21 protein-coding genes and 1 other annotated feature are annotated in these 22,232 nt (G+C 41.9%); all 21 genes read left to right on the top strand.

Annotation, left to right across the window (positions count from 1 at the left end):
* Positions 1-64: 64 nt before the first annotated feature.
* The 21 genes from pgeF to RI196_RS11050 all read left to right on the top strand — a co-directional run bounded on the left by pgeF (position 65) and on the right by RI196_RS11050 (position 21,754).
* Positions 65-892, top strand: a complete 828-nt coding sequence (gene pgeF, locus RI196_RS11150) for a peptidoglycan editing factor PgeF (protein WP_311066248.1) — start codon at positions 65-67, stop codon at positions 890-892.
* Positions 893-895: 3 nt separating this feature from the next.
* On the top strand, positions 896-1,567 hold the full coding sequence (locus RI196_RS11145) for a YggS family pyridoxal phosphate-dependent enzyme (protein WP_311066247.1): 672 nt from the start codon (positions 896-898) through the stop codon (positions 1,565-1,567).
* A 22-nt stretch (positions 1,568-1,589) separates the two neighbouring features.
* Positions 1,590-2,051 carry a cell division protein SepF gene (locus RI196_RS11140; RefSeq protein ID WP_063388482.1) on the top strand — a complete coding sequence of 154 codons (462 nt, stop codon included), beginning with the start codon at positions 1,590-1,592 and terminating at the stop codon, positions 2,049-2,051.
* A 9-nt stretch (positions 2,052-2,060) separates the two neighbouring features.
* Positions 2,061-2,324 (top strand): YggT family protein, encoded by a 264-nt coding sequence (locus RI196_RS11135; RefSeq protein ID WP_063388481.1) that lies wholly within the window; start codon positions 2,061-2,063, stop codon positions 2,322-2,324.
* A 78-nt stretch (positions 2,325-2,402) separates the two neighbouring features.
* Complete coding sequence (locus RI196_RS11130; protein ID WP_311066246.1) at positions 2,403-3,179, top strand: YlmH family RNA-binding protein; 777 nt, start codon at positions 2,403-2,405, stop codon at positions 3,177-3,179.
* Between the two features lie 95 nt (positions 3,180-3,274).
* Positions 3,275-3,784 (top strand): DivIVA domain-containing protein, encoded by a 510-nt coding sequence (locus tag RI196_RS11125; protein ID WP_063388479.1) that lies wholly within the window; start codon positions 3,275-3,277, stop codon positions 3,782-3,784.
* A gap of 51 nt (positions 3,785-3,835) precedes the next feature.
* Positions 3,836-4,060, top strand: a binding site (T-box leader).
* A 52-nt stretch (positions 4,061-4,112) separates the two neighbouring features.
* Positions 4,113-6,887: an isoleucine--tRNA ligase gene (gene ileS, locus RI196_RS11120; protein ID WP_066246579.1), complete on the top strand. Its 2,775-nt coding sequence runs from the start codon at positions 4,113-4,115 to the stop codon at positions 6,885-6,887.
* Positions 6,888-7,188: 301 nt separating this feature from the next.
* On the top strand, positions 7,189-7,479 hold the full coding sequence (locus RI196_RS11115) for a TraR/DksA C4-type zinc finger protein (RefSeq protein ID WP_130156256.1): 291 nt from the start codon (positions 7,189-7,191) through the stop codon (positions 7,477-7,479).
* A gap of 109 nt (positions 7,480-7,588) precedes the next feature.
* Entirely contained in the window at positions 7,589-8,050 is a 462-nt protein-coding gene (lspA, locus tag RI196_RS11110) for a signal peptidase II (protein WP_094246084.1), read from the top strand.
* Between the two features lie 3 nt (positions 8,051-8,053).
* Positions 8,054-8,968, top strand: a complete 915-nt coding sequence (locus tag RI196_RS11105) for an RluA family pseudouridine synthase (protein WP_311066244.1) — start codon at positions 8,054-8,056, stop codon at positions 8,966-8,968.
* Positions 8,969-9,131: 163 nt separating this feature from the next.
* A complete protein-coding gene (gene pyrR, locus RI196_RS11100; protein ID WP_063388474.1) occupies positions 9,132-9,677 on the top strand; it encodes a bifunctional pyr operon transcriptional regulator/uracil phosphoribosyltransferase PyrR in 546 nt (181 codons plus the stop codon).
* Positions 9,678-9,821: 144 nt separating this feature from the next.
* Complete coding sequence (locus RI196_RS11095) at positions 9,822-11,117, top strand: solute carrier family 23 protein (RefSeq protein WP_063388473.1); 1,296 nt, start codon at positions 9,822-9,824, stop codon at positions 11,115-11,117.
* A 154-nt stretch (positions 11,118-11,271) separates the two neighbouring features.
* Positions 11,272-12,186, top strand: coding sequence for an aspartate carbamoyltransferase catalytic subunit (locus RI196_RS11090; RefSeq protein WP_311066243.1), 915 nt, complete (start codon positions 11,272-11,274; stop codon positions 12,184-12,186).
* Entirely contained in the window at positions 12,170-13,447 is a 1,278-nt protein-coding gene (gene pyrC, locus RI196_RS11085) for a dihydroorotase (RefSeq protein WP_063388472.1), read from the top strand. Before RI196_RS11090 ends, pyrC begins: the two co-directional genes overlap by 17 nt.
* A gap of 1 nt (position 13,448) precedes the next feature.
* Entirely contained in the window at positions 13,449-14,540 is a 1,092-nt protein-coding gene (locus RI196_RS11080) for a carbamoyl phosphate synthase small subunit (RefSeq protein WP_063388471.1), read from the top strand.
* Positions 14,533-17,721, top strand: coding sequence for a carbamoyl-phosphate synthase large subunit (gene carB, locus RI196_RS11075; RefSeq protein ID WP_066246575.1), 3,189 nt, complete (start codon positions 14,533-14,535; stop codon positions 17,719-17,721). Before RI196_RS11080 ends, carB begins: the two co-directional genes overlap by 8 nt.
* A 13-nt stretch (positions 17,722-17,734) precedes the next feature.
* The gene (locus tag RI196_RS11070) at positions 17,735-18,511 is read left to right on the top strand and encodes a dihydroorotate dehydrogenase electron transfer subunit (protein WP_063388469.1); all 777 of its coding nucleotides are present in this window, start codon (positions 17,735-17,737) and stop codon (positions 18,509-18,511) included.
* The gene (locus RI196_RS11065) at positions 18,505-19,440 is read left to right on the top strand and encodes a dihydroorotate dehydrogenase (RefSeq protein ID WP_063388468.1); all 936 of its coding nucleotides are present in this window, start codon (positions 18,505-18,507) and stop codon (positions 19,438-19,440) included. The genes RI196_RS11070 and RI196_RS11065 overlap by 7 nt, the downstream gene beginning before the upstream one ends.
* Complete coding sequence (pyrF, locus tag RI196_RS11060) at positions 19,409-20,125, top strand: orotidine-5'-phosphate decarboxylase (RefSeq protein WP_063388467.1); 717 nt, start codon at positions 19,409-19,411, stop codon at positions 20,123-20,125. Before RI196_RS11065 ends, pyrF begins: the two co-directional genes overlap by 32 nt.
* Entirely contained in the window at positions 20,122-20,757 is a 636-nt protein-coding gene (gene pyrE / locus RI196_RS11055) for an orotate phosphoribosyltransferase (RefSeq protein WP_311066242.1), read from the top strand. Before pyrF ends, pyrE begins: the two co-directional genes overlap by 4 nt.
* Before the next feature lie 277 nt (positions 20,758-21,034).
* The gene (locus RI196_RS11050; RefSeq protein WP_063388465.1) at positions 21,035-21,754 is read left to right on the top strand and encodes a phosphoadenylyl-sulfate reductase; all 720 of its coding nucleotides are present in this window, start codon (positions 21,035-21,037) and stop codon (positions 21,752-21,754) included.
* Positions 21,755-22,232 lie beyond the last annotated feature (478 nt).

Here is a 22,232-nt window from a genome sequence, read left to right as displayed (position 1 = left end):
TTAAATGTTGGCTTAAAGATATGTTAAAATAAAAATAAGAGAATTGTCGAAGAGGAATGGTACAATGAAACATGAACCGTTTCAATTAACAGATGAATCTTTTTTCTCCATACCTGCTTGGGCGAAGCTTCATTCTCAGATTACAGCAGGTTTTACGACGAGAAAAGGAGGATTTTCCAAGAATGGTTTTGCTTCATTAAATTTAGGTCTTCATGTGAATGATGAAAAGGAAACGGTGATCAAAAATCGAAAAATCATTGGGGACAAAATTCGTTTTGATCTACCAAACTGGGTATGTGCCGATCAAGTCCATGACAAACAAATTGTCAAGGTAGTAAATAAACATAAAGGATCAGGGGTTTTTACATATCGTCAATGCATCACTCAAACGGACGGCCTATACACAACGGAAAAAAATATATTACTTTCCCTTTTTTTTGCTGATTGTGTTCCGATTTTCTTTTTTTCTCCAAAAGACTCACTGATTGGCATCGCACATGCGGGCTGGAGAGGGACTGCGAAAAATATAGCAGGTGAAATGATCGACAGTTGGGTTTTGCACGAAGGTGTGCAAGCTCAAAATATATTTGCAGCCATAGGTCCTTCAATCGGCGAATGCTGTTATGTCGTCAATGACGATGTGATCGATGCGATCAAACCTCTTTTTGACAATGAGACGACATTTTATAAACAGCTTGAGAACGGCCTTTATTCTATTCATCTTGCAGAAATCAACAAAAGATTGTTAATGAAAAAAGGAGTGCCGGAACATCAAATCCTATTGACCTCATATTGTACAAGCTGCGATCAAGATTTGTTTTTTTCCCATCGAAGAGATCAAGGGAAAACAGGACGAATGATGGGATTTATCGGTTTGAAGGAGGGATACTAAGCCTTGTCAGTGAAAGAAAATTTAGCACGAATCCAACAGGAAATCGAACAAGCATGCAAAAAATCAAATCGAAAAATAGATGATATCCAAATTATTGCAGTGACGAAATATGTAACGGTAGAACGGGCTATAGAGGCGATAAATTCAGGCATTTTACACTTAGGCGAAAACAGGGATGACGGTTTTTTATCGAAATATAACAGCATTGGGTCAAAAGCTGTCTGGCATTTCATCGGCACACTTCAAACTCGAAAAGTGAAAAATATTATAGACAAGGTGGATTATATTCATTCGTTGGATAGAATATCGCTAGCAAACGAAATTGAAAAAAGAGCAGATCGAACGATCAAATGCTTTGTGCAAGTAAATACATCTGGCGAACAGTCAAAGCATGGTGTGGCTCCTGAACAATGCATTGATTTTATTCAACAGTTGAAGGAGTATCGCCATATCGAAGTTGTCGGATTAATGACAATGGCTCCATTTACAGAAGATGAAGATGAAATCAGAAGATGCTTCCGAAGTTTAAAGCAACTGCAGGAACAAGTGAAAGCACTAAATATAGCGAATGCACCATGTACAGAGCTATCAATGGGGATGTCCAACGACTACAAAATCGCGGTTGAAGAAGGGGCTACTTATCTTCGCATCGGCTCCACGCTAGTAGGTACATAAAACGAAACTGGAGGTAAATCAGATGAGCTTAAAGAATAAATTTAAAAGCTTTTTTGCCCTCGATGATGAAGATTATGAGATTGAAGATATGGAAGCTCCGGAAGAGAAACACCAACATGAACCGATTATGTTCAATCACAACAGCAGCGTTGAAAAAAATGCCGCTTTCGGAAAACAAAATGTTGTAAGTTTGCAAAGCGCCCAAAAATCCACTAAAGTAATATTATGTGAGCCAAGAACGTATTCAGAGGCGCAAGAAATTGCTGATCATCTGAAAAACCGCCGTTCATGCATTGTCAATTTGCAGCGGATCGGGCATGATCAGGCAAAAAGAATTGTTGATTTTTTAAGCGGCACTGTTTATGCGATTGGCGGAGACATCCAGCGTGTTGGAACAAACATATTTTTATGTACCCCAGATAACGTAGATGTCGCCGGCTCCATTTCCGATTTCATGGCAGATGATGAAAATAAAAGGTGGTAGAAATGATTGATGGGGACAATATATAACATATTAAGTTTTTTGCTCGATATTTATTCCTATGCGATTATCATTTATATTTTGATGTCTTGGTTTCCGAATGCAAGGGAAACGTCCATTGGACAATTTTTAGCGGCTATATGTGAGCCTTATTTAGAACCGTTTAGAAGAATCATTCCTCCATTAGGGATGATTGATGTATCTCCTATTGTTGCATTGATTGCCCTGCATTTTGCAGATTATGGGCTGTATGCTCTTTTTAGTATGATTTCATAAAATTCATTCGCCGATTGACATTCGAATTGTTTTGTATGCCAATCGGCTCTTTTCATATCATAATTGGAGTTGTCTCTTATGGAGAGTGTTTATCAGCATTTTCGCAAAGAAGAAAGGGAGTTCATTGACAAAGTCTTTGGATGGAAACAAATTGTGACTGAGCAATATCGGCCAAAATTGACCGATTTTTTAGATCCGCGGGAACAGAAAATCATTAAGACATTGATCGGTGAAAATCCGGATGTTCACGTGCAATTTTTCGGAGGCTATAAAAATGCTGAAAGAAAGCGGGCTTTTTTTTACCCTGACTATATTCAACCGACATTAGATGATTTTTCAATGTTCGCATTTGAAATCATGTTCCCGAAAAAATTCGTGACATTATCACATCGCGAAGTGCTTGGATCGCTTATGTCGCTCGGCTTAAAACGGAGCAAGTTCGGCGACATTATCATTCATGATAAAACGGTGCAAGTCATGGTTGCGCAAGAAATTGCCAATTTCCTGCAGCTGAACTGGAATAAAATTGGAAAGATTTCCGTTCGTTTGAAACAGATCCCATTCGAAGATGTGTTTTCTCATGAAGAAGAAATGGATATTTCTTTGATCACCGTTTCTTCGCTTCGGCTCGATGCTGTTCTAGCAAATGTTTATCACCAATCTCGGCAAAAAATAAAATCGCTTATTGAAAATAGTCTCGTCAAAGTCAATTGGAAAATTGTTGAGGATGCTCATTTTGAAATTGCGGAAGATGATGTGTTATCTGTCCGAGGATTCGGAAGAAGCAAAGTTTTGGCAATTGAAGGGAAAACAAGAAAAGATAAGTGGCGCATTAAGATCGGAATACAAAAATAATATTACAAATGGAAAGATTTTTGCCCATTCTGTCGAAAAATCGTTTATAATTGGATTAGTGTTTTGCGAAAAACATACATATGGAGGTGGAATTTGTGCCTTTAACCCCGCTGGATATTCATAACAAGGAATTTACAAAAGGCTTTCGCGGCTATGATGAAGATGAAGTAAATGAGTTTTTAGATCAAGTGATTAAAGATTATGAAATGGTCATCCGCGAAAAGAAAGAATTGGAATTAAAGGTGAAGGAATTAACCGAGAAGCTGAATCACTTTACAAATATAGAAGAAACGTTAAATAAATCGATTTTAGTTGCGCAGGAAGCTGCGGAAGATGTGAAAAGAAACGCTCAAAAGGAAGCGAAGCTGATCATCAAAGAAGCGGAAAAAAATGCTGACAGAATCATCAATGAAGCACTTGCTAAATCGCATAAAATTGCAATGGAAATCGAAGAGATGAAAAAGCAGTCAAAAGTATTCCGCACCCGTTTTCAAATGCTCATCGAAGCACAGCTTGATCTGCTAAAAAATGATGATTGGGATCACTTAATGGAATACAATGTCGAGCCAATCTTAGGAGAAGAAGCGGAAGAACCGAAAGTATAACTTGACTTTTTTGTTCGTGATTTCATATAATACGAAAATAAAACGGAATATGACAAAACAATGAGAGGGACAGTAGTCCTTTCAAGCCCTTTATGACAGCGAACCGGGGACGGTGGAAGCCCGGGTAAAGGCGAAAGGATGAACATCACCCTTGAGTCCATAGCTGAAACATGCTAGTAGGCTGTGGCGGCCAAGTCCGTTATGTTTATGAGTGGATGTGCATGATTTGTGCGCATCTAAAAGGGTGGTACCGCGAGATTCCTCCTCGTCCCTTAGGGATGAGGAGTTTTTTTATTTTAGTGAACAAATATTATGTGGAGGAATGGGAATGGATTATAAAGAGACGTTACGAATGCCGAAAACAGACTTTCCAATGAGAGGAAACCTTCCGAAAAAAGAACCTGAGATCCAGAAAAAATGGGAAGAGATGGATATTTATGAAAAAGTGCAGGAGCGCACGAAAGGACGGCCTCTTTTCATATTACATGATGGTCCGCCGTTCGCAAACGGGGATATTCATATGGGGCATGCCTTAAACAAAATTTTAAAAGACATTATTGTCCGTTATAAATCCATGAGCGGATATTGCGCACCGTATGTTCCAGGATGGGATACACACGGTCTGCCAATTGAAACAGCACTTTTGAAGAAACAAAAAATCAATCGAAAAGAGATGGATGTCGCGCAGTTTCGAAAACATTGCGAGCAATATGCATGGGAGCAAATTGAGCGGCAGCGCGTGCAATTTAAACGCCTTGGAATTCGAGGCGACTGGAAAAATCCATATGTCACCTTGAAACCAGAATATGAAGCTCAGCAAATTCGCGTCTTTGGAGAAATGGCGAAAAAGGGATATATTTATAAAGGCTTGAAGCCGGTTTATTGGTCTCCATCGAGCGAATCTGCCTTGGCAGAGGCGGAAATTGAATATTATGACAAACGCTCGCCTTCTATTTATGTTGCATTTGAAATAAAGGACGGAAAAAATGTATTAACAGATGGAGAAAAAATCGTCATTTGGACGACTACTCCGTGGACTATCCCTGCAAACTTAGGAATTGCTGTTCATCCTGATTTGGAATATTCTGTAGTGAAGGTTGGAGCTGACAAGTTTGTGATCGCATCTGCCCTGCTCGAAGAAGTGGCAAAAGAGCTGGACTGGACAGAATATGAAGTAGTGAAATCGTTTAAAGGCAAAGAGCTGGAATATGTGGTTGCGAAACACCCGTTCTATGACCGCGATTCATTAGTGATCCTTGGCGAACATGTAACGACCGACGCTGGTACAGGATGCGTCCATACAGCGCCAGGCCATGGGGAAGACGATTTTGTCGTCGGACAAAAATATAACCTAGGCGTATTATGTCCTGTCGACGAAAGAGGGTACATGACAGAAGAAGCTCCAGGGTTCGAAGGATTGTTTTATGATGACGCAAATAAAAAAATAACGGAAAAATTAGAAGAAGTAGGGGCATTGCTAAAGCTTTCATTTATTACTCACTCCTATCCACATGACTGGCGGACAAAGAAACCAACGATTTTCAGAGCAACAGCGCAATGGTTTGCGTCCATTAAAGATTTTCGAGATGAATTGCTGCAAGCAATTAAAGAAACGAAATGGATCCCTAATTGGGGAGAAATTCGCATTCATAACATGATCCGCGATCGAAGCGATTGGTGTATTTCCCGTCAGCGGGCATGGGGCGTGCCAATTCCAGTGTTTTATGGTGAAAATGGGGAGCCGATCATAACAGATGAAACGATTGAACATGTGGCAAAACTGTTCCGCGAGCACGGCTCGAACGTTTGGTTTGAACGCGAAGCAAAAGACCTGCTTCCAGAAGGATTTACACACCCTTCAAGCCCGAACGGCATTTTTACAAAAGAAACAGACATTATGGACGTTTGGTTCGATTCAGGCTCTTCTCATCAAGCAGTTTTAGTTGAACGGGAAGATTTGCAGCGTCCTGCTGATCTTTATTTAGAAGGCTCTGACCAATATCGCGGCTGGTTTAATTCATCGCTGTCTACAGCAGTTGCTGTCACCGGAAAAGCTCCATATAAAGGCGTTTTAAGCCATGGATTTGCGCTGGACGGCGAAGGACGGAAAATGAGCAAATCGTTAGGAAATGTTGTTGTTCCTGCCAAAGTGACGGAACAGTTTGGAGCAGATATTCTTCGTCTATGGGTAGCATCAGTTGATTATCAATCGGACGTTCGCGTCTCTGATGCAATCTTAAAACAAGTATCTGAAGTATATCGGAAAATTCGCAACACGTACCGTTTCTTGTTAGGAAATTTGTTTGATTTTGATCCAAATCAGCATCGTGTTTCTGTAGAAAAATTAAGAGAAGTGGATCGCTATATTCTCATTAAACTGAATAAACTAATTGCCAAAGTGCGAAAAGCATATGAAGAATATGATTTTGCATCCATCTATCATGACGTTCACAATTTCTGTACGATTGAGCTAAGCTCATTTTATCTTGATTTTGCAAAAGACATTCTGTATATTGAGGCTGCTGACAGCCATAATCGACGTTCTATCCAAACGGTTTTATATGAAGCGCTTCTTGCTCTTGTAAAGCTGATGACACCGATTTTGCCGCATACAACAGAAGAAGTATGGGGACATATTGAATCAGTCGAAGAAAAGAGCGTACAGCTTGTCGATATGCCGGAAGCTGTAGAGATTGAAGGCAGCAAAGAGATTGAAGCGAAATGGGATCAGTTTATGTCAGTTCGCGATGATGTATTAAAGGCCCTGGAAATTGCCCGAAATGAAAAAGTGATCGGCAAATCGTTAAATGCTGCTCTCATCCTTTATCCGAACGAAGAAATAAAAGAATTGTTCAATTCAATACAAGAGGACTTAAAACAGCTGTTTATTGTTTCCCAGTTAGAAATTGCCGGTGATTACAAAGATGCTCCAGAAGAAGCGCAAACATTTGATAGCATCAAAATAATTGTGAAGCAAGCGGATGGTGAGACTTGTGAAAGATGTTGGGTTGTTTCAACAGATATAGGCACTGATCAAGACCATCCGACATTGTGCAAAAGATGTGCAAGCATTGTGAAAGATCACTACAGCCATCTAGCATAGTTTTATCAGCTCCCTGTGCAAACAGGGAGTTTTTTCATTTAGCAATGCTTCCTCATAAAGAAGTGTCATAAAAAGAACGATCTTTCATTGAAATCCGTCATAGTCAATTGGAAAAGTTTTCTCGGATGCTTTTTCAAAAATGAATACTTTGCTCAAAATTGAAAGAAGAATTCAGCTTTTTAGCTTTTAAAGTGTGAATCATTTCCAAGCCGCTATTTACGTGTGTGGAAAAACTTGAATGTGATAGGAGGCAGTACGGCGGTTACAATATAAATACAAAACAGACGAGGGGGTTTTAATAATGAATCCGCTCGATCAAATCAAAGACGAATTAACGTTAATGAAGAACGAACTTAATGCGCGGCTCGCCAAAAGTCAATTGGATGACCCGATTTTTATCCGGGATGTAAAAAATGAGCTCAACGATGTTGAGCTTGCATTGGAAAAAATGGAATATGGACTTTATGGCATATGTGAAGAAACATTGCAAAAATTGCCGCTCGAACAATTGGCACAAATTCCGACAGCCAGAACGATTCATGATTTTCTCAATATGAAATCATATTTAAAAAAAACACTAGAATATCATTAAGAAGTGAAGTGAACAAGCTTCACTTTTTTGCTTGTTCCCCTTCTTTACTGTTTGTCAAAAAATGTGCTAAAATTTGATGGAAACTTGCCAGTGAGTGGAGGAACGCAGTGTGCTTAAATATTTGATTGCATTATTTGTCATCGCTCTCGACCAATGGACAAAATGGCTGATCGTAAAAAATATGGAAATTGGCGAAAGCATTGAAATTATCAACGGATTTTTATACATAACGTCTCACCGCAATAAAGGAGCGGCTTGGGGAATATTGCAAAACCAGATGGTGTTCTTTTATGTGATTACCATTATTGTTGTCGTAGCGATTATTTATTATATGCAAAAATATGCGAAACAAAATGCAATGCTGGGGGTTGCTCTCAGCTTAATGCTCGGCGGAGCGATTGGGAATTTTATTGACCGCCTTTTCCGCAAAGAGGTGGTGGACTTTATCCATACATATATTTTCGGTTATAATTTTCCAATTTTTAATATTGCCGATTCATCTTTAACAATCGGTGTTATTTTACTTTTCATATATTTTCTGTTTTTTGAAGAAAAGAAGCAAAAGGAGTAGAAAATGGAGCAATTTACTTTTGTTGTGACGGAAAAAGAGGAAAATGAACGAATAGATAAATTTTTGGCCAATAAAGATGAGAATTGGTCAAGAACGTTGGTCCAAAATTGGATCAAGGACGGGGTTGTTTCAGTAAATGAAAAATCGGTGAAGGCCAATTACAAGTGCCAAATTGGTGATGTCATCACTGTATCTGTTCCAGAACCGGAAGAGCTGGATGTCAAGCCTGAGCCGATGGAGCTTGATATATACTATGAGGATGAAGATGTCATCGTTGTCAATAAACCGCGTGGGATGGTCGTCCATCCAGCGCCGGGACACACTTCAGGAACACTTGTGAACGGTCTTTTATATCATTGTAAAGATTTGTCCGGAATTAACGGAGTCCTTCGTCCGGGAATTGTTCACCGGATTGATAAAGATACTTCAGGTTTATTAATGGTTGCCAAAAATGATTACGCTCATGAATCATTAGCAAATCAATTAATGGAAAAGAGGGTTGAAAGGAGATATAAGGCGATTGTACACGGGGTAATTCCGCACGATCATGCCACAATTGATGCTCCGATCGGCAGGGATCCAAAGGATCGGCAAAAAATGACGGTAACAAAAATAAACAGTAAAGAAGCTGTCACCCATTTTCATGTGCTGGAACGATTTTCGGATTATACATATATTGAATGTCGGCTGGAAACCGGAAGAACGCATCAAATCCGCGTGCATATGAAATATATCGGTTTTCCGCTAGCCGGCGATCCAAAATATGGACCGAAAAAAACACTTCCGATTCATGGACAGGCTCTTCATGCAGGCGTACTTGGTTTTGAGCATCCAAGAACAAAAGAGTTTTTGAAGTTTGAAGCATCGCTCCCGGAAGAATTCGAAAAGATTTTGCAAATGTTAAGAAATGATCGTTGACATTTACGAGCTGCTCTGTCATAATACGTTTAGACAATACAGCATCCTTTAACTGCAGTCCCGTGAGGCTGAGAAGGAATCGTATGGCAATAGGTGAGCTATGCACAAAACCTCTCATCCTCAGGATGAGAGGTTTTTTTAACCGAAATTTGAGGTGATGAGCATGCCGGAAAAAGCGGTTGTTTTAGATGAGCAGGCGATCAGAAGGGCGCTAACTAGAATAGCCCACGAAATTATCGAACACAATAAAGGTATAGACAATTGTGTTTTGGTCGGAATCAAGACAAGGGGAATTTATCTTGCCAAACGTCTTGCAAAAAGAATAGAGGACATTGAAGGAAAAGAGATACCTGTCGGCAACCTTGACATTACTTTTTACCGGGATGATTTAACACAAAAAACAGAAAGCGGCGAACCGCTCGTTAAAGGTTCAGATATCCCGATCGATATTAACAATCGAAAAGTCATTTTAGTAGACGATGTCCTTTACACGGGAAGAACGGTACGGGCAGCGATGGATGCCATTGTTGACTACGGCAGGCCAGCGCAAATCCAGCTAGCTGTACTTGTTGACCGCGGCCATCGCGAACTGCCGATCCGAGCGGATTATGTCGGGAAAAACATACCTACTTCAAAATCAGAAAAAATTGTTGTACAGCTTTTGGAAGTAGATGAAAAAGAAAAAGTATCCATTTATGAAAATGAATAGATGTCCCTTTTAATAGCAGTCCCGTGAGGCTGCAAAGGGGTTCGAAAGGTGTATACGCTATTTGTATGCACTTTGGCAAAAACCTCTTTGTGCCTCATCGGCCAAAGAGGTTTTTTTGTGCAAATTCCATAAGGAGGAAAAAACATGAAAAGAAATATTATACTAGATGTTCATGATAAACCTGATTTTATCACATGGCTCGCCTTAAGCTTCCAACATTTATTTGCCATGTTTGGAGCAACGATTCTCGTACCGTTTTTAGTCAAAATTGATCCTTCTGTTGCTTTGATTTCCAGCGGTCTCGGCACACTCGCATTTATTTTGATAACAAAAGGAAAAGTGCCGGCATATGTCGGCTCCTCCTTTGCCTTCATCACACCGTTAATTGCGGCTAAAGCTGCCGGCGGTGTAGGAGCGGCGATGATCGGCAGCTTTTTGGCAGGCCTAGTTTACGGGGTTGTCGCGCTTATCATCAAACAGACAGGATATAAATGGATTATGAAATTACTTCCAACTGTTGTCGTCGGTCCAGTAATTATGGTAATCGGACTTGGCCTTGCATCAACAGCTGTGAGTATGGCCATGAACGATCCTAAAGGACATTACAGCTTGCTTCACTTTTCAGCAGGCCTTGTTACGCTTCTGATCACCATTATAACAATGGCATTTTTTAAAGGATTTTTTAACCTAATCCCTGTATTAATCGGAATTTTCGGCGGATATGTATACTCGCTTATAATCGGTATTGTCGACTTTCAAAAAGTGGCGGAAGCCAAATGGTTTCAGCTCCCGAACTTTATCATTCCATTTGTTGATTATACACCTCACATTACATCTGAAATCATTCTGCTGATGGTTCCAGTCGCAGTGGTGACATTATCCGAGCATATCGGTCACCAAATGCTGCTAAGCCAAGTAATCGGAAAAGATTTAATCAAAGACCCTGGACTTGCCCGTTCCATTCTCGGCGATGGAGCGGCAACCATGATTGCATCTTTTATCGGTGGACCGCCGAACACGACATATGGCGAAAATATCGGCGTATTGGCGATTACAAGGATTTACAGCGTTTATGTCATTGCCGGTGCAGCTCTATTTGCAATCTTGTTTGGCTTTATTGGAAAAATTTCCGCCTTGATCAGTTCGATTCCAACTCCAGTAATGGGAGGCGTTTCAATACTGCTCTTCGGGATCATCGCATCTTCAGGATTAAGAATGATGATTGAGCATAAAGTTGATCTGAACGAAAAAAGAAACTTAATCATCACTTCCGTCATTTTAGTAATAGGAATTGGCGAAGCGATGATTAAGTTCGGGGAAAGCTTTGAGTTACACGGAATGGCATTAGCTGCAATCATTGGCGTCATTTTAAACTTTGTGCTCCCAGGTAAAAAAGAAGAACATATTTTTGACACAAATGAAGAAGATTCAGTAGCGTAGCAATCACCTTTTAAAAAAGTCCAGAGAGGCTTTCAAGGGTGTGTGGGACAAATCATGCTTCGTCATTTGCTTACACCCTGTCATGCCTTGGCAGGGTGTTTTTTTAAAATTCAAACGTCAATCGCTTTTATTTAAAGGAAAGGGGAAGAAAGCGATGAAACATTTAGTGACAATGAGCACGCTGTCAACTGAAGAGATTATTGCCATTTTGGATGAAGCGGAACGCTTTAAAATGGGAAAACGATGGAAAGTCAGAGAACAAACATTTATCGCCAACTTGTTTTTTGAGCCGAGTACGAGGACGAGGTTTAGTTTTGAAGCTGCTGAAAAAAAACTTGGACTTGACATTTTAAATGTGGATGGAGCTTCTTCAAGCATTCAAAAAGGAGAATCGTTGTACGATACTGTAAAAACTTTAGAATCGATCGGTGTCGAGGCGGTCGTCATCCGACATCCCGAGGACCGGTATTTTGACGAGCTTATCGGCCGTGTCCAAGTATCCATATTAAATGCTGGCGATGGGTGCGGACACCATCCAACGCAATGTTTGCTCGATTTGATGACAATTCGTGAAGAGTTTGGGCGTTTTAACGGATTGACGGTTTCCATCATCGGTGACATTCGCCACAGCCGTGTAGCAAGATCTGATGCAGAAGTGCTGACAAGGCTCGGGGCAACCGTATTGTTCTCTGGACCTGAAAAATTTCGGGACGACACCAATCCATACGGTACATACGTATCGATCAATGAAGCAATCGAAATGTCAGATGTTGTGATGCTCTTAAGAATCCAGCATGAACGCCACAGCGAAAAATGGACAGCTGATCAATATTTGGAGCAGTACGGATTGACAAAGGAACGGGAAAAAATGATGAAGGACCATGCGATTATTATGCACCCTGCACCGGTCAACAGAGGAGTTGAAATCGACGGAGATTTAGTAGAGTGCAGCCGATCGCGAATTTTTAAACAGATGGAAAACGGTGTATTTGTCCGCATGGCAGTTATAAAACAGGCGATTGAAAGTAAAGCACAAGGGGGAGAGAAGAAACATGTCCATTCTATTTAAAAATGCGCAATTGTTAACAGAGGAAGGCGAATTGACAAAACGGGATGTTCTTGTGGAAAACGGAATAGTCAAACAAATATCGGAAGAGATAGCTGATGGAGCGGGAGACGTGATCGATTGCAACGGAAAGCTTCTTTCCCATGGATTCATCGATCTTCACGTTCATCTGCGTGAACCGGGTGGAGAAGCGAAAGAGACGATTGCCACCGGCACGCTGGCTGCAGCGAAGGGCGGCTTTACAACCGTTGCCTCCATGCCTAATACGAAGCCGCCTATTGATACGAAAGAAAAAATGATCAATTTACAAAAGCGAATTAAAGAAACAGCAAAGGTTCGCGTTCTTCCTTATGCAGCGATCACACTTGGGCAAAGCGGAAGCGAATTAACGGATTTTGATGCATTAAAAGAGGAAGGTGCTTTTGCCTTTACGGACGATGGCGTAGGTGTCCAGTCGGCCGGCATGATGTTTCAGGCAATGAAAAAAGCGGCGGAGAAAGGATATTCAATTGTCGCGCATTGTGAAGACAATACCCTTATCAACGGCGGATCCTTCCATGATGGAGTTTTTGCAAAAAATCACGGTATATCCGGCATTCCATCTGTATGTGAATCCGTTCAAATTGCAAGAGATGTTCTGCTGGCAGAAGCTAGCGGCTGCCATTACCACGTGTGCCATATTAGTTCAAAAGAATCCGTCAGAGCCGTCAGAGACGCCAAAAAAGCAGGCATCCGCGTGACATGCGAAGTGACCCCGCATCATCTTCTTTTATGTGATGAAGATATTCCGGAGCTTAATCCGAACTTTAAAATGAATCCGCCGCTTAGAGGCAGAGAAGACAAGAAAGCATTAATCGAAGGGCTGTTGGATGGAACAATCGATTTTATTGCTACGGATCATGCGCCTCATACGATGGAGGAGAAATCTTTAGAGGTCGATAAGGCGCCGTTTGGGATTGTCGGGTTGGAAACTGCCTTTCCTCTTTTGTACACATATTTTGTCGAACGGGGCATTTTTACATTGAAACAGCTTGTTGATTGGTTGACGGTAAAGCCTGCTAGAGCTTTTAACTTGGATATGGGGGAATTAAAAGAAGGCATTTCTGCAGATTTGACGCTCATTGATTTACAGGAAGAAAAAAGGATAGATGCCTCAACATTTGCATCAAAAGGAAAAAATACGCCGTTTAACGGCTGGCTTGCAAAAGGCTGGCCTGTTTTAACAATGGTGGACGGCAAAATCGTTTGGAAAAGGGGAGAGTAATATGAAACGGCAATTAGTGCTTGAAAACGGCGATGTTTTCATCGGCGATGGCTTTGGAAGCGATCGTGACATCATCGGAGAGGTTGTGTTCACAACCGGAATGACAGGCTATCAAGAAACACTTTCAGATCCTTCATATTGCGGACAAATCGTAACGTTTACTTATCCATTGATCGGCAATTACGGCATCAACCGCGACGATTTTGAGACGATCCGCCCGTTCGTGAACGGGATGATTGTGAAGGAAGCCTGTGAAGCACCCTCCAACTGGAGAAGTTTATATTCAATCAATGATTTTCTCATAGAAAACGATATTCCTGGCATCAGTGGAATCGATACAAGAAGGCTGACTAGAATTATCCGCAACTACGGAACGTTAAAAGGTGCAATCTGTTCAGCTGAGGCGGATCCAAAGCAAGTGGCTGAGAAATTAAGAGAAACGGAGCTGCCGCGCAATCAGGTGGAAATTGTATCGACGAAAAGACCATATCAAAGTCCAGGAAGAGGAAAAAGAGTGGTTGTTGTAGATTTTGGCATGAAGCATGGAATCTTAAGAGAATTAAACAGCCGAAATTGCGACTCGATCGTCGTTCCATATGATACATCTGCGGAGGAAATATTGCGATTGAAGCCTGACGGCGTTTTGCTTACAAACGGACCTGGAGATCCGCAAAACGTTCCAGAAGCAATTGAAATGCTGCGCGATCTTATCGGGAAAACCCCTATCTTTGGAATATGTTTAGGGCATCAGCTGCTCGCTTTAGCATGCGGTGCGAAAACAGAAAAATTAAAATTCGGCCACCGCGGCTCAAACCATCCAGTGAAGGATTTAAAAACTGGGAAAGTGTATATGACTTCCCAAAATCACGGCTATGCTGTAAGCATCGAATCCATTAGGAATACAGAGCTTGAAGTAACACATGTTGCACTGAACGACGGAACAGTTGAAGGATTGAGACATCGCGTGCATCCTGCTTTCGCTGTTCAATACCATCCGGAAGCATCGCCGGGACCTGAGGATGCCAATCCATTGTTTAATCAATTTATCGAGCTGATGGAAAAGACTGCTCAAAGGGGGAATCTCAATGCCTAAGCGGAAAGATATTCAGAAAATTTTAGTTATCGGATCAGGACCGATTATTATCGGACAAGCGGCGGAGTTTGACTATTCGGGAACACAGGCGTGCTTAGCATTGAAAGAGGAAGGATATGAGGTTGTTCTTGTCAACTCGAACCCAGCGACAATTATGACGGATACGGAAATTGCCGACAAAGTGTATATGGAGCCGCTCACTCCGAGCTTTGTTGCCAAAATCATCCGCAAGGAAAGGCCGGATGCGATCCTGCCGACTCTCGGCGGACAGACTGGACTAAACTTGGCGGTCGAGCTTCATAAAATGGGTGTTTTAGAAGAGTGCGGCGTTGAAATTTTAGGAACTAAGCTTTCAGCCATTCAAAAAGCTGAAGACCGTGAACTGTTCCGCGAGCTTATGAAGGAGCTGAATGAACCGGTGCCGGAAAGCGCCATAATTCATGAGCTTGAAGAAGCGTTTCATTTTGTGGAGCAAGTCGGCTATCCGGTGATCGTCCGGCCTGCATATACACTTGGCGGGACCGGAGGCGGCATTTGTCACGATGAGGAAGAACTGATTGAAATTGTGACGAACGGTTTAAAGCTCAGCCCTGTTCATCAATGTCTGCTCGAAAAAAGCATTGCCGGCTACAAAGAAATCGAATATGAAGTGATGCGGGACTCAAAAGACAATAAAATCGTTGTCTGCAACATGGAAAATATTGACCCCGTCGGCATTCATACAGGCGATTCGATCGTTGTGGCGCCCAGCCAAACGATTTCAGACAGAGAATACCAGTTGCTCAGAAACGTGTCATTAAAAATTATCGGAGCTCTTGGCATCGAAGGCGGCTGCAATGTTCAGCTTGCTCTTGATCCGGATAGTTTTCAATATTACGTTATCGAAGTGAACCCGCGGGTTAGCCGCTCATCTGCCCTTGCATCAAAAGCGACAGGATATCCGATTGCGAAACTCGCAGCGAAAATTGCCGTCGGTTTGACGTTAGATGAAATCATCAATCCAGTGACAGGGAAAACATTTGCTTGCTTTGAACCGGCGCTTGATTATGTTGTCACGAAAATACCGCGATGGCCGTTTGATAAATTTGAATCAGCCAACCGTGTGCTTGGCACTCAAATGAAAGCAACCGGTGAAGTCATGGCGATCGGCCGCACGTTTGAAGAATCGTTGTTAAAAGCTGTTCGTTCTCTCGAAGCAAGCGTCTACCATTTAACATTGAAAGAAAACGATGTCTCAGATGAAATGATTGAAAAGCGAATCAAGAAAGCAGGGGATGAACGAATCTTTTACATCGGCGAAGCGCTGAGAAGGGGTTTTTCCGTTGAGCAAATTCATCAATGGAGCAAAATCGACCGCTTTTTCTTGAATAAGATAAACAACATTATCGAATATGAACGAGAACTGAAAAAATCTCCATTTGATGTAAACGTGTTGAGAAAAGCAAAGCAACTCGGATTTTCTGATCACTTTATCGCTTCGTTATGGAATACAGATGAATCGGAAGTTTATGAGTTTCGGAAAAAACAAGGAATTGTTCCAGTTTACAAAATGGTTGATACGTGCGCAAGCGAGTTTGAATCCGAGACGCCTTACTTTTACGGCACATATGAAGAAGAAAATGAATCGATTGTGACTGAACGAAAAAGTGTTGTCGTGTTAGGTTCAGGGCCGATTCGAATCGGGCAGGGTATTGAGTTCGATTATGCAACAGTTCACTCTGTTTGGGCGATTCGCGAAGCAGGATATGAAGCAATCATTATCAATAACAATCCAGAAACGGTGTCAACGGATTTCAGCATTTCCGACAAGCTGTATTTTGAACCGCTGACGATCGAAGATGTCATGCATATTATCGACTTGGAGAAACCGATTGGCGTTGTCGTCCAATTCGGCGGGCAAACGGCAATCAATTTGGCAGGCAAGCTGGCAAAACGAGGTGTCAAAATATTAGGAACAAGCCTGGAAAATTTAGATCGGGCGGAAGACCGCGACAAGTTCGAACAAGTGCTTGAAGCTTTGGAAATACCACAGCCTGTAGGGAAAACGGCTCTATCCGTCGCTGAAGCGGTGGAAATTGCGGAAGAAATCGGCTATCCGGTGCTTGTCCGTCCTTCCTATGTGCTTGGCGGCCGGGCGATGGAAATTGTCTACCATAAAGAAGAATTGCTCCATTATATGGAACATGCAGTAAAAATTAATCCGGAACATCCCGTTTTAATTGATCAATATTTAACCGGAATAGAAGTGGAAGTTGATGCGATTTCAGACGGTAAACATGTGCTCATTCCGGGCATTATGGAGCATATTGAGCGGGCAGGCGTGCACTCAGGGGACTCGATAGCGGTTTACCCGCCGCAAACGTTATCTGATCAGTTGAAAACAGAACTTGTTGATTATACGATTCGTTTGGCAAAAGGGCTGAATATTGTCGGACTGCTAAACATTCAATTTGTAATTGCTGACGGGCGGGTATACGTATTGGAAGTGAACCCAAGATCAAGCAGAACAGTTCCGTTTCTAAGTAAAATTACCGGAATTCCGATGGCTAAGCTTGCGACAAAGGTGATACTCGGTGCTAGCTTGCCGGAACTCGGTGTGAAAACAGGGCTTGCAAAAGAGCCGAAAGGTGTATTTGTGAAGGTGCCGGTATTTTCATTTGCGAAGTTGCGCCGTGTAGACATTACGCTTGGACCAGAAATGAAATCAACTGGGGAAGTAATCGGAAAGGATGCCACCTTTGAAAAGGCTCTTTATAAAGGCTTTGTTGCAGCCGGTACGAATATTTACGAGCACGGATCAGTGCTGCTTACGATTGCTGATAAGGACAAAAACGAGGCTTTAGAAATTGCGGGCAGATTTCGCAATATCGGCTATCAACTGCTGGCGACGGAAGGAACCGCAAAGTTTCTAGAAGAGAACGGCATAAAAGCAAAGGTTGTCAGCAAAATCGGATCACGCGGCGACAACATTTTGGATGTGATACGCAATGGAAAAGCGCAATTTGTCATCAACACGCTGACGAAAGGAAAGCAGCCTGAGCGCGACGGCTTCAGAATCAGAAGGGAATCGGTTGAAAACGGTGTGCCGTGCCTCACTTCTTTAGACACTGCAAGGGCAATTTTACGCGTGCTTGAATCGATGGCTTTTACGGTTGAAAATCTCTCCGAACATAATAGGTAAAGAAGGTGATCCAATGATCAAAGCTTGGATGGAAATCATCAGCAACAGGCCAATTGCGAAAAACATTTATAAAATGGAATTAAAAGGAGAGCTCGTTCAACGCATTACTCGTCCGGGACAATTTGTTCAAATAAAAGTGGATGACAGTTTTGATCTGTTATTAAGAAGACCGATCAGCATTGCCGAATACAATGCCGAAAAAAACACGATGACATTAATTTATCGGGCAGAAGGCGCTGGAACGAAAAGATTGTCCAGAAAAAAAGCAAGTGAGCTTGTCGATGTTTTCGGACCGCTCGGAAACGGTTTTCCGGTTGAAGAAACGAAGGAAAAAGCATTGCTTGTCGGTGGCGGCATTGGCGTTCCCCCTCTTTATGAATTGTCGAAGCAGCTTGTTCAAAATGGAGTGGAAGTTGTCCATGTATTAGGATTTTCAACAAAAGCGGCGGTGTTTTACGAACAAGAGTTTAAGGAGCTGGGCGAAACGTTTGTGGCGACAGTTGACGGCACATTCGGCGCAAAAGGAACCGTTATGGATATCATCAATGAACAACGCTTCACATTTGAAACGCTCTATACATGCGGACCAACTCCGATGTTAAAAGCGATAGAAGAAGCATTTCCGCATAAAAAAGTGTTTTTGTCCCTGGAAGAAAGAATGGGCTGCGGAATCGGCGCTTGCTTTGCCTGTGTCCGCCGTACGAAAACCGATGCAAATGATTCGGGCTATAAGAAAATCTGTACCGACGGGCCTGTTTTTCGAATCGGGGAGGTGATGTTGGAATGTTAACTGTTAAGCTTCCTGGTCTTGAGTTAAAAAATCCGATCATGCCCGCATCAGGATGCTTCGGCTTTGGCCGCGAATTTGCCAAGCTGTACGATTTATCCAAGCTTGGAGCGATCATGATCAAAGCAACAACGCTTGAGCCTAGATTCGGAAATCCAACACCAAGGGTGGCGGAAACGCCGTCGGGAATGCTCAATGCCATCGGGTTGCAAAATCCCGGATTAAAAAAAGTGATGGAGGAAGAGCTTCCTTGGCTTTCTCAATTTGATGTTCCGATCATTGCGAACATTGCCGGCTCGACTGTTGAAGAATATGTGGAAGTGGCAAAAGAAATCAGTAAAGCGCCTAACGTAAAAGCACTTGAACTGAACATTTCTTGTCCGAATGTTAAACAAGGGGGGATCATGTTCGGAACAGTTCCTGAAGTAGCCGGACATTTAACAGAAGCTGTGAAAAACGTTTCTTCAGTACCGGTTTATGTCAAGCTTTCTCCAAATGTAACTGACATTGTCGCCATGGCAAAAGCGGTGGAAAAAGCGGGAGCAGACGGAATTACGATGATCAACACGCTCCTCGGCATGCGGATCGATGTGAAAACAGGCCGGTCGATTATTGCTAATGGAACAGGCGGGCTTTCTGGACCTGCTGTCAAGCCGATTGCCGTTCGTATGATCTATCAGGTTTCCCAAAGTGTAGAAATCCCGGTCATTGGCATGGGAGGAATTATGAATGTCGATGATTGCATAGAATTTTTGCAGGCAGGAGCAAAGGCAGTCGCAATTGGTACAGCGAATTTTGTCAATCCTTACGTCTGTGTTGAACTTATTGATGCGTTGCCGAATCGGCTGAAAGAATTAGGCTTTGATCATGTGAATGAATGTGTCGGAAGGAGCTGGAAAGATGAAAAATCGTCCTCTAATTCTTGCCCTTGATTTTGATACGAGAGAAAAAGCATTGCAGTTTGTGCAAATATTTGAGGAGCCTTTATTTGTTAAAGTGGGGATGGAACTTTTTTATCAAGAAGGCCCTTCTATCATTGAAGAATTACAGCGAAGCGGTCATCAAATATTTCTTGATTTGAAGCTGCATGATATACCAAATACCGTGAAACAAACGATGAAAGGACTTGCCAAGCTCGGAGTCGATTTGATCACTATTCACGCTGCGGGAGGTAGAGACATGATGGAAGCAGCGATAGAAGGGCTGGAGGCGGGAGCTCAGAGCGGAAATAAGCGTCCAGATGTTGTCGCTGTCACCCAGCTGACAAGCACTTCCAGCGAGATGCTAAAAAATGAACTTCTCATTGAAAAGCCGTTGCTTGAGACGGTTTTACATTATGCGGAAAATGCAAAAAAAAGCGGGATGAGCGGTGTTGTTTGTTCTGTCCATGAAGTAAGCGAAATAAGAAAAACGTGCGGTCCATCTTTTCTGACTGTTACGCCTGGAATTCGTTTAGCAAAAGATAGAGCACAGGATCAAGTCCGCATTGCGACGCCAAAATTTGCAAAGGAACAAGGCGCATCAGCCATTGTAGTCGGCAGGACAATTACAAAAGCAGAGGATCCTGTTGCAGCCTACAATGAGGTAAAAAAAGAATGGGAGGGTAAGGTGGAATGAAAAAGGAAATCGCCAAACATTTGCTAGAAATTGAAGCAGTTACTCTCAGACCAAATGAACCGTTTACGTGGGCAAGCGGAATAAAATCGCCCATTTATTGCGACAATCGTTTGACTCTATCGTATCCGAAGCTCCGCAAAATCATTTATAAAGGACTAGCTCAACTAATCAGTGAGCATTTTTCCGATGCTGAATTAATTGCTGGAACTGCAACAGCCGGTATTCCCCATGCGGCATTAGTTGCTGAAGAGCTGGGATTGCCTATGTGTTATGTGCGCAGCACACCGAAAAAACATGGGAAGGGAAACCAAATAGAAGGAAAAGTGAGGGAAGGACAAAAAGCTGTTGTAATCGAAGACTTGATTTCAACAGGGGCAAGCTCCTTAAAAGCTGTTGAAGCACTAAGAAATGCTGGCTGTCAAGTACTAGGTGTCGCCGCAATTTTTACCTACGGTCTTCCTCAAGGAAAGCAAAACTTTGCCAATGCTGGCATTCCGGCGATCGCATTAAGTGATTATGACACTTTAATCCAAGTGGCTTTGGAAGTGCAAATGATTTCAAAAGAGGATCTCGACCGCTTGTCATTATGGCGAAAAAATCCTGAAAACGACAGTTGGTTCGAAAAAGTTTAACCGCCTTTTCATATAATATTTAATTCCAATCAAAAAACTCGGGTTGACTTTTAGGAAAATTATGATAAAATTTGATAGCATATAGCACGTTCTTGAAAGGAACACTGTGAATCTTCTAACCTAATTTTTAAGTACAAAATGTCATTTGTACAAATGAAAGAAAAGAAGGATTATATAAAAAGCTGTCTCAATAAACCGCTGACTAGACGACTAGAGGCGGTTTTCAATCCTTTTATTGAACGCGCTCTATTCCTTTTCTAATAAGGGGGAAAGGCGAATGCTTACGTACGAAACCTGGGCGGAACCTGATCTCGTGTTTGATGAGACATCGGACACAAAAGGTGCCCTAGAGGTGTTGGAATGGGCATATTCAACATATAAAGATGATATTGTGTATTCGTGCAGCTTTGGAATTGAAGGGATTGTACTCATTGATTTAATATCGAAGGTCAATCCGACAGCACGGATTGTCTTTTTGGACACGGGGCTGCATTTTAAAGAAACCTATGATTGCATAGAAAAAGTAAAAAATCGATATCCAGATTTAAATATAGAATTAAAAAAACCAGAGATCACATTAGAAGAGCAAAAAGAGCAATATGGAGATAAGCTTTGGGAGAAAGATCCGAATCTTTGCTGTCACATCCGGAAAGTGGTTCCATTAAGGGAGACGCTTGAACCAGTAAAAGCATGGATTTCAGGATTAAGAAGAGAACAATCGCCGACAAGAAAACATGTAAACTATATTAATAAAGATGAGAAATTCCAAAAGGTGAAAATTTGCCCTCTCATCCACTGGACCTGGAAGGAAGTTTGGCGATATGTTTATAAACATGATTTGCCTTATATCGTCTTACATGATCAAGGTTATCCTTCCATTGGCTGCCAGCCTTGTACTCAGCCAGCCATTAACATGGATGATCTGCGTTCTGGAAGATGGGTCGGCCATCAAAAGCTTGAATGCGGATTACATGAGAGTACAAGTGTGACAAAATAATGGAAGCCTATAACCATTAGAGGAAGCGGTGCGGCGGCAGCGGGTGCTGCCTGTCGTACAGGAGCGGTAAAAACATATCGCTTTTTCCTCCATTCGGACTGCTGGAAATGTTCTCTGTTCAATGGTCGGTGGAGGTGAAGGTGCCTAAACCGTCTGCTTCGGCTTCATCGATAGTTGATTCAATCATTTTATCTTTGGTGTTTGTTCAATCAAAATATGAATATCACTTACAAGTGAAGTGACAGTTTGATCTACAGCAGGCCTTTTTCCGCAGATAATGCTTTATAAAAACTCGTCATAAAAAAATAAAGTTTTGAAGACTCGTTTCATGAAATGATTCCAATTGTTCAAGCTTTTTTTTACTCGTTTTTGATGATGGCGTATCGCAACGATTTAGATTTATTTAGCGGCTAAGGCTAAAAATTTTTTCAATAAAAGCCTAGTAAATAAATATGAATATAGGAATATATGGCGTAGC

Source organism: Aeribacillus composti (assembly GCF_031760945.1).
GTDB lineage: Bacteria > Bacillota > Bacilli > Bacillales > Aeribacillaceae > Aeribacillus > Aeribacillus composti.
This window is presented reverse-complemented; position numbering and strand designations above follow the sequence as displayed.

What these genes read in the sequence shown, in the direction of transcription:
- pgeF (WP_311066248.1), top strand. Translation starts at nt 65, where the DNA reads ATGAAACATGAACCGTTTCAATTAACAGATGAATCTTTTTTCTCCATA.
- RI196_RS11140 (WP_063388482.1), top strand. Translation starts at nt 1,590, where the DNA reads ATGAGCTTAAAGAATAAATTTAAAAGCTTTTTTGCCCTCGATGATGAA.
- RI196_RS11135 (WP_063388481.1), top strand. Translation starts at nt 2,061, where the DNA reads ATGGGGACAATATATAACATATTAAGTTTTTTGCTCGATATTTATTCC.
- RI196_RS11130 (WP_311066246.1), top strand. Translation starts at nt 2,403, where the DNA reads ATGGAGAGTGTTTATCAGCATTTTCGCAAAGAAGAAAGGGAGTTCATT.
- ileS (WP_066246579.1), top strand. Translation starts at nt 4,113, where the DNA reads ATGGATTATAAAGAGACGTTACGAATGCCGAAAACAGACTTTCCAATG.
- RI196_RS11115 (WP_130156256.1), top strand. Translation starts at nt 7,189, where the DNA reads ATGAATCCGCTCGATCAAATCAAAGACGAATTAACGTTAATGAAGAAC.
- RI196_RS11105 (WP_311066244.1), top strand. Translation starts at nt 8,054, where the DNA reads ATGGAGCAATTTACTTTTGTTGTGACGGAAAAAGAGGAAAATGAACGA.
- pyrR (WP_063388474.1), top strand. Translation starts at nt 9,132, where the DNA reads ATGCCGGAAAAAGCGGTTGTTTTAGATGAGCAGGCGATCAGAAGGGCG.
- RI196_RS11095 (WP_063388473.1), top strand. Translation starts at nt 9,822, where the DNA reads ATGAAAAGAAATATTATACTAGATGTTCATGATAAACCTGATTTTATC.
- RI196_RS11090 (WP_311066243.1), top strand. Translation starts at nt 11,272, where the DNA reads ATGAAACATTTAGTGACAATGAGCACGCTGTCAACTGAAGAGATTATT.
- pyrC (WP_063388472.1), top strand. Translation starts at nt 12,170, where the DNA reads ATGTCCATTCTATTTAAAAATGCGCAATTGTTAACAGAGGAAGGCGAA.
- RI196_RS11080 (WP_063388471.1), top strand. Translation starts at nt 13,449, where the DNA reads ATGAAACGGCAATTAGTGCTTGAAAACGGCGATGTTTTCATCGGCGAT.
- carB (WP_066246575.1), top strand. Translation starts at nt 14,533, where the DNA reads ATGCCTAAGCGGAAAGATATTCAGAAAATTTTAGTTATCGGATCAGGA.
- RI196_RS11070 (WP_063388469.1), top strand. Translation starts at nt 17,735, where the DNA reads ATGATCAAAGCTTGGATGGAAATCATCAGCAACAGGCCAATTGCGAAA.
- RI196_RS11065 (WP_063388468.1), top strand. Translation starts at nt 18,505, where the DNA reads ATGTTAACTGTTAAGCTTCCTGGTCTTGAGTTAAAAAATCCGATCATG.
- pyrF (WP_063388467.1), top strand. Translation starts at nt 19,409, where the DNA reads ATGAAAAATCGTCCTCTAATTCTTGCCCTTGATTTTGATACGAGAGAA.
- pyrE (WP_311066242.1), top strand. Translation starts at nt 20,122, where the DNA reads ATGAAAAAGGAAATCGCCAAACATTTGCTAGAAATTGAAGCAGTTACT.
- RI196_RS11050 (WP_063388465.1), top strand. Translation starts at nt 21,035, where the DNA reads ATGCTTACGTACGAAACCTGGGCGGAACCTGATCTCGTGTTTGATGAG.